Here is a 6,716-nt window from a genome sequence, read left to right as displayed (position 1 = left end):
CCGTCGCCCTCCAAGGCGCCACAGAGATGGCCACCGCCGTGCGGGCCGCGACCGCCGCCGCAGACAGCCCACGCGACCGGGTCACCGCCCTCGCCCGCACCTACCTCGACTTCGCCGAACACAACCCCGCCGTCTACGACGCCATGTTCCAACTCGACGGCGGCCTGCCCTACGCACAGAAGGACACCCCCGAACCACTGAAGGACGCCTTCACCGCCCTACTCGAATGCCTCACCGAAGTCGCCGGCGACAGCACCCACCCGGGAATGTTCACCGAAGTGTTCTGGGCCGCCCTACACGGCCTCGCCACCCTCACCCGAACAGGCCGCCTACTACCCGAGGACACCGAGCCAAGACTGGAGCTGCTAGTGGACCGACTCACCATCCCCTGACACACCACCCCAGCAGACACCCAGCCAACACCCCCCAGCCCCACCCCTGCCCACCAACGGCAACGCCCCTGGTCAGGGTAGTATTTCGGGCCCTATCGGCGGTCGGCCGCACTCCGTGCCGTGAGGCCCGATTCCCATGCCCAGGCGGCGATGCCGACCCGGTTCCGGGCCCCCAGTTTCCCCTGGATATTGGCGAGATGGGTCTTCACCGTGCCGGCCGTGACGAAAAGCCGCGCCCCGATCTCCGCGTTCGTCAGGCCCTGTGCGACCAGAAGGGTGATCTCCCGTTCGCGGCTCGTCAGCGGGTCCGGGGCCGGGGTGGATTGGGGTGGTGAGGTGATGTGCTGGAGGAGGCGGACGGTGATCTGGGGGCTGATCAGGGTGTCGCCGGCCATCGCCGCGCGCACCGCCTCGATCAGCAGCGTGGGGCCCGAGCGCTTGAGCAGGAAGCCGCAGGCGCCGTGGCGTAGTGCGGTGTGTACGTATGCGTCGAGGTCGAAGGTGGTGACGACCACGACCCGGGTGGTCGCGGCGAGTTGGCGGGTGACCTCGAGGCCGTCGAGGCATGGCATCCGGATGTCGGCGAGGACGACGTCGGGGCGCAGGGTACGGGCGAGGCCGACGGCGGTGGCGCCGTCCGCGGCCTCGCCGACCACGGTCATGTCGGGCTGTGAGTCGAGTATCAGCCGGAAGCCACTGCGGATGTCCTCCTGGTCGTCGGCGATCAGGATGCGGGTCGTCGTCATGCAGTGTCTCCAGTGGCGGGGAGGGTGACGGTGAGGCACCAGGTGCCGTCGCGCCGGGTGGTGTGGAGGGTCCCGTTCATGGCACGGACGCGTTCGGTGAGGGCGAGAAGCCCCGTCCCGCCGGTCCCCCCATGCTCGCGCGTACGGGCATGGATGCGGCCGGTGTCATTGGTGACGCTCAGCCGGACGGTCTTGTCGGCGAGCATGAGGGCCACCTCGACGCCGGTTGCGTCGGGGGCGTGGCGGCGGACGTTCGTGAGTGCCTCCGTCACGACGCGGTGGACCGTGGCGGCGGCCTCGCGGGACAGGGCGGCCTCCACTCCTGGGGCGATGTCGATGCGGGCCCGAGTGCGGCCGGTCTCGTCGAACCGCCTGACGAGTTCGGCGAGTTGGCCCGTGCCTGGGAGGGACGTGCCGACGGTCTCGTGGCCCGACTCGCGCAGCATGTGGACCGTACGGTCGATCGAGGCCAGCGCCGCGAGGCCGGCCCGCTCGATCCGTTCCAGTGCCCCGGCCACCGCCTCCGGACGCTGTTCGGCCACGAAGCGGGCGGCTTGTGCCTGTGCCACGATGCCGCTGATGTCGTGGGCGACGAAGTCATGGAGGTCGTGGGCGAGTTCGAGCTGCTGGCTGTAGCGGGCTTCCCGGACGGCCTGGCGCCTGCGGCGTTCCATCAGCCGGGGGTATCCGCCCACGAAGGCTGCCCCCAGGGTGGGCAGGAACCAGAAGGCGCCCATGCCGACCCGTTCGTAGATCGACGCGGCCGGCACCAGCGGCTGGGGCCACAGCGTGAGCGCCACCGCCGCAAGGCCGACGCCCACGGCTGCCTCCCGGCGCGGCGCCCACCGGAACGCGGCTGCCTGCAGCACCACGAGCGCCGTCGCCGCCGCGAGGAGCGGAACGGACTCGTCCTGCGTGGCGCCCGGGGCCCATATGAAGGTGACAGCGATCAGTACGGCCGCGGCCACCGCGGCCGCCCGCCCCGACCAGGCGCCTACCACCACGACCACCGGGCCGCCTCTCATCACCAATTCCCTCCCCACAGGTCCGACCGGGTCCGCCGGGTCCGCCGGGTCCGCCGGAGTCCAGCTTATGGACCAGGATCCGGGCACTGCCTCTGCCGATCGGCAGAGGCAGGACCTTCCGTACGCCCGGAGATCTGCCGGTCGACCGATGGTCGCGGAGCCGCCCCGCCCCGGAAGCTGATCACGTCAACGGGGCCATAAGCCCAACAGGCGTCAGGACAAAGGACGTTCAGCATGCGATACGTAAGGACGACGGTGGGTGGCGCGCTCGCCACGGCGGTGACGCTCGGACTGCTCGCGGGGACCGCCACCGCCGGCACACCCACCACGGAGTCCACGAAACTCCAGAAGGCCAAGGAGTCCAGCCTCACCGGCTCCGCCACGATGGACCGGGGAAAGCACGGCGAACGCGTGGCCTTCTCCTTCGACGCCCACGGCTTCGCCCCCACCGACGTCGGCGGCACCTCACGCGGCACCTTCCGCTTCAGCCACCACTCCCCCGACGGCGAACGAGGCGCTACCTTCGAAGGCCGGATCGACTGCCTCCTGACGGGCGGCCCCGTCGCTACCGCCACCGGGATCATCACGCGCTCCGACCACCCCGACGGCCGGGTCATCGGCAAGCGGGTCGGCTTCACCGTGTACGACAACGGCAAGCGCGACCAGGTCGGTTACAGCTGGGCGGTCGGCGAAATTCCGACGATGAACGTGCCCCAGTGCCTGAGCGCCGCGCCGTACGAGACCGTCAAGAGCGGCGACTTCACGGTGCGGCACGTCCTCCCGCCCACCCCCGGCACGGAGCGCTAGCTATGACCACCATGACGGCGACGGCGAGCACGACGACCGTGGCGAGAACGGTGACCACGGCGACAGCCCTTCCGCCCCGCTGGGTGGTCCGGCTCGCGCACCTCACCGCGCTCACCCCGCTGCCCAGCGGCCTGTGGCGGATCGCGGCGGCGCTGGGTATCCCGGTGGGCTTCACAGGCGACAATCCGATGGCCACGGTCGCCTTCGGCAGCTCGTTCTCGCTCTACATGATCGCCCTGACCCTGTTCGCCGAGGCCCTCGGGCTGCTGGCACTCGGCCTGGTCCAGCGCTGGGGCGAGGTCTTCCCCCGCTGGATCCCGCTCATCGGCGGTCGGCACGTGCCGACGGCGGTGGCCGTGATCCCAGCCGGGCTGGGGGCGACCGCACTCACCGTCCTCTGCCTGACGGGCGCGTTCGGCTGGGACGCCCCGGACACCATGGGCCACCCGGACTCACCGGACGGCATCGCCTACTGGATCATGACCGTCTGCTATCTGCCCCTGGTGGCCTGGGGGCCACTGCTCGCGGTCGTGACCGGGCACTACTGGCTACGACGTCATCGGGCCGGCCGACTGCACCAGGACCAGCACTGATACCGAAACGCTGCCGGACATGACGTTCCCGGCGCCCACCAGCGGTGACTACCGCCCGTCAAGCGCTGTTTGACCTTGCCGCTGACGGCAGGGTTGCACGATGACCGGCATGAACAGCACCGCACCGCAGTCCAGCAGGATCGTCGCCATCACCGGAGCCGGCACCGGGATCGGCCGGGCCACCGCCCGCGCCTTCGCCGCCGAGGGCGCCCACGTAGTCGCGATCGGGCGGCGAGTCGAGCCGCTCAAGGAGACCGCCGCCGGGAACGACCGGATCACACCGCTGACCGCCGATATCACCGCCGAGGGAGAGCCCGACCGGATTCTCCAGGCCGTGCTGGAGGCACACGGCCGGCTGGACGTGCTGGTCAACAACGCCGGCATCGTGCGCAGTGGCGCCCTCGGCACACTGACGCCGGAGATGATCGAGACTCAGCTCGCCACCAACCTCATCGCCCCCACACTGCTGGCCCAGGCCGCGCTGCCGCTCCTGGAGGCGTCGGGTGGGGTGATCGTCAATGTCAGTACGTCGGTGGGGCAGCGGGCCTGGCCGGGCAGCTCGGTCTATGCGGCGACCAAGACCGCTCTGGAGCTGCTGACCCGCAGTTGGGCGGTCGAGCTCGCCCCCCGCGGGGTGCGGGTGGTGGCAGTCGCCCCCGGCGCGATCGACACCCCCATCGGCGAGCACCAGGGCCTGACGCCGGAGCGGATGGCCGCAGTGCGGGAGTGGCAACTGGCCCACACCCCCCTGGCCCGGATCGGTCGCCCCGAGGAGGTGGCCTGGGCGATCACCCAGCTCGCCGCTCCGGGCGCATCGTTCGTCACCGGAGTGGTGCTCCCGGTCGACGGCGGAGCGGTCGTGGCGTGATAGGAGTGACCCGGGAGGTGGGACGAGTGCGGATCGGTGAGCTGGCCAAGGTAACTGGGACGACCGCTCGCGCGCTGCGGCACTACGAGCAGGCTGGACTGATCTCGTCCGAGCGGGCCTCCAACGGCTACCGCGTCTACGCCGAGCGGGCCGTGGTGCGAGTCCGCAACATCCGCCACCTGCTGGCCGCCGGGCTCACTCTGGACGACGTACGGGTGTTCCTGCCGTGCCTGGATGGGGATGTGGCTGCGGCGCCGCCCTCGGACAAGGGCCTCCAGGTCGCAGCGGAGCGGCTGGCGGTCCTCAACCAACGGATCGCCGCCCAGACCGAGGCCCGCGACCGGCTGGAAGCCGCCTTGCAACGGGCAACCGGGGCCGCAATCCGTCCAGTGGCCTGACCGCCCGCCTCGTCGCATCAGCCGGATGAACCCAGCGTCGCTACCGCTCCCAACGGCCATTCACGGTGGCCACCGGCCGCGTCGAAGGTCACCTGAGCGAGTGATGCGGCCCGAGGCCTGCGCATGGGAACGTGTGCTTGGCCCACACGCGGGCCTCGGTCCACTCGGTGAACCGGCGAAAGGCGGTCACCCCCGGCAGCCCGAAGCCCGGAGGCAGTTGGTTCCAGGTGCATCCCGAGGTGGCCACGAAGATGATCGCGGCCAACACCTCGCGGTCACCGCGCCGGCGCCGTCCCCCGCCCTGCGGTTGTTCCGGAGCGGCGGGACCAACCGTGCCGGAGTTCCCGCTGCGCCAAACCCGAGACATGCCCCGAGCCCACCGTCACCATCCGCACGGCCACCGCCAATTACGGCAAGGCCGTCACCCAGGCGTGGGACCGGGTGCACCCGCGTCTGACCCACCGGGCCGCCTGGCTGGACCACCAGGGCGAACCCCCCTGGTGGAAGGCACGTTGATCCGGCTGGGGGGGTTGAGCACACCTGCGGAGAAGCCGACCACCCCGAACCGGCTCATACCCGCGCGAGTCCGGCGGCCATTTCGGAACCTCCGCCAGCACATGCCCTGTCCCGCCAGAGCACCGAAACCCCACCGGCTCGGCCCCGGACGACCACCCGGCACCGCGAACAGACGCCGGGCACCCCGCTACGACATGGGCAAACCGTCCGCCGCGAGAAGACCCTCATCGCCCTACAACGGCTGAAAGGTTAAAGAACAGGCTTAGGAGAGATGGCCACGTTCTCTTTCGGTGTCCGCACTGGTGGCCAATCGGCGGGCAATGCGTCGGCATGCCTGTGCGAGTTGGGGCGGGTGGAGGTCGGTGAGTTCGGTGTCGAAGGTGGCGAGGATTCCGGCGACGCCGGCCCAGGACCAGGCGCCCAGGGTGAGCCGGCAGTGCTCGGTGTCGAGGTGTTCGACGACCGAGCCACCAGGCGCCCAGCGGGCGACGACGTCGGCCGGCAGGTTGAGTCGCGCGGTGCCGGTGCACTGCCAGGCGGCGAGGGTGTCGCCGCGGTCGTGACTGCTCATGACGAAGCGGGCGAGGTCGCCGTGGGGGAGCTCGCGTGCGCTGAAGGGATGTGTCGTGGGGCGGGGGCGGAGCCGGTCGACACGGTGCACTCGCCACTGGTCGTCTTCGAGGTCGTAGGCGACCAGGTACCACCGGCCGGCCCAGACGACCAGATGGTGGGGCTCGATGCGGCGGGCGGGCAGGAAGTCGTCGTCGCCGGCTTCGGGGCGTGAGCCATCGGCACGGAGGGTTTCGGTGACGAGGACGTGGCGGTGGCGCACCGCGGATCCCACGGCGGTGAGCGTGGTCGGGTCGATGGGGGGCGCGAGGAACTCCCAGTAGTTGTGCAGCCTGGTCAAACGTAGGGACTTCAGGGATGCCCGTAACGCCGCGGGCATGGCCTGTTCCAGGGTGACCAGCGTCCGCGCCGCGTCGTCTCCCAGGCCGAACACCGTGCTGGGCGCGGTCTGCAGGGCCACCGCGACCGCGAGGGCCTGATCGTGGTCGAACACGAGTGGCGGGAGGGGGTGCCCTGCGCCGAGCCGGTATCCGCCATCGGGCCCGTGGACGGTGGTGATCGGGTATCCGAGCCGGCGCAGCGTCTCGATGTCCCGGCGGGCAGTGCGCTCACTGACTCCGAGCCTGGTGGCGAGCTCGCGCAGTGGCCACAGTTGGCGCGATCCGAAGAGGGACAGGAGCCGCAGTGCCCGTCGTGAGGTGCTCGCCATCGTCCCATCATGACCGGTGGTGGCCACTCGGTGTCCACTACCGGTGTCACGGTGGGGTCCCGTTGAGGCAAGCAGTGGCGGAAGAGGACGGT

At 70.7% G+C, this 6,716-nt stretch carries 8 protein-coding genes and 2 pseudogenes; 6 read left to right on the top strand and 4 right to left on the bottom strand.

Features of this window, described 5'->3' with window-relative positions; genetic code table 11:
- On the top strand, window positions 1-392 hold a 392-nt coding region (locus AB0J57_RS33915; RefSeq protein ID WP_366132251.1), incomplete at its 5' end, for a TetR-like C-terminal domain-containing protein.
- 92 nt (window positions 393-484) lie between these two features.
- On the opposite strand, the gene AB0J57_RS33910 is transcribed toward AB0J57_RS33915, so the two are convergent.
- A complete protein-coding gene (locus AB0J57_RS33910) occupies window positions 485-1,138 on the bottom strand; it encodes a response regulator transcription factor (RefSeq protein ID WP_366132250.1) in 654 nt (217 codons plus the stop codon).
- On the bottom strand, window positions 1,135-2,163 hold the full coding sequence (locus AB0J57_RS33905) for a histidine kinase (RefSeq protein ID WP_366132249.1): 1,029 nt from the start codon (window positions 2,161-2,163) through the stop codon (window positions 1,135-1,137). The genes AB0J57_RS33910 and AB0J57_RS33905 overlap by 4 nt, the downstream gene beginning before the upstream one ends.
- Before the next feature lie 234 nt (window positions 2,164-2,397).
- Between AB0J57_RS33905 and AB0J57_RS33900 the strand changes: the two genes are divergently transcribed.
- The 4 genes from AB0J57_RS33900 to AB0J57_RS33885 all read left to right on the top strand — a co-directional run bounded on the left by AB0J57_RS33900 (window position 2,398) and on the right by AB0J57_RS33885 (window position 4,829).
- Complete coding sequence (locus AB0J57_RS33900) at window positions 2,398-2,970, top strand: hypothetical protein (protein WP_366132248.1); 573 nt, start codon at window positions 2,398-2,400, stop codon at window positions 2,968-2,970.
- A 2-nt stretch (window positions 2,971-2,972) separates the two neighbouring features.
- On the top strand, window positions 2,973-3,563 hold the full coding sequence (locus AB0J57_RS33895) for a hypothetical protein (RefSeq protein WP_366132247.1): 591 nt from the start codon (window positions 2,973-2,975) through the stop codon (window positions 3,561-3,563).
- Between the two features lie 100 nt (window positions 3,564-3,663).
- The gene (locus tag AB0J57_RS33890) at window positions 3,664-4,431 is read left to right on the top strand and encodes an SDR family oxidoreductase (protein WP_366132246.1); all 768 of its coding nucleotides are present in this window, start codon (window positions 3,664-3,666) and stop codon (window positions 4,429-4,431) included.
- A gap of 26 nt (window positions 4,432-4,457) precedes the next feature.
- Window positions 4,458-4,829: a MerR family transcriptional regulator gene (locus AB0J57_RS33885; RefSeq protein WP_366132245.1), complete on the top strand. Its 372-nt coding sequence runs from the start codon at window positions 4,458-4,460 to the stop codon at window positions 4,827-4,829.
- Window positions 4,830-4,965: 136 nt separating this feature from the next.
- On the opposite strand, the pseudogene AB0J57_RS33880 reads toward AB0J57_RS33885, so the two are convergent.
- Window positions 4,966-5,148, bottom strand: a pseudogene (locus tag AB0J57_RS33880) (transposase); the annotation flags it as partial.
- 110 nt (window positions 5,149-5,258) lie between these two features.
- Between AB0J57_RS33880 and AB0J57_RS33875 the strand changes: the two are divergent.
- Window positions 5,259-5,590: pseudogene (locus tag AB0J57_RS33875) on the top strand (hypothetical protein); the annotation flags it as partial.
- A 17-nt stretch (window positions 5,591-5,607) separates the two neighbouring features.
- On the opposite strand, the gene AB0J57_RS33870 reads toward AB0J57_RS33875, so the two are convergent.
- A complete protein-coding gene (locus AB0J57_RS33870; RefSeq protein ID WP_366132244.1) occupies window positions 5,608-6,624 on the bottom strand; it encodes a WYL domain-containing protein in 1,017 nt (338 codons plus the stop codon).
- Window positions 6,625-6,716: the final 92 nt, after the last annotated feature.

It is taken from the genome of Streptomyces sp. NPDC049837, assembly GCF_040674455.1.
Lineage (GTDB): Bacteria > Actinomycetota > Actinomycetes > Streptomycetales > Streptomycetaceae > Streptomyces.
This window is presented reverse-complemented; position numbering and strand designations above follow the sequence as displayed.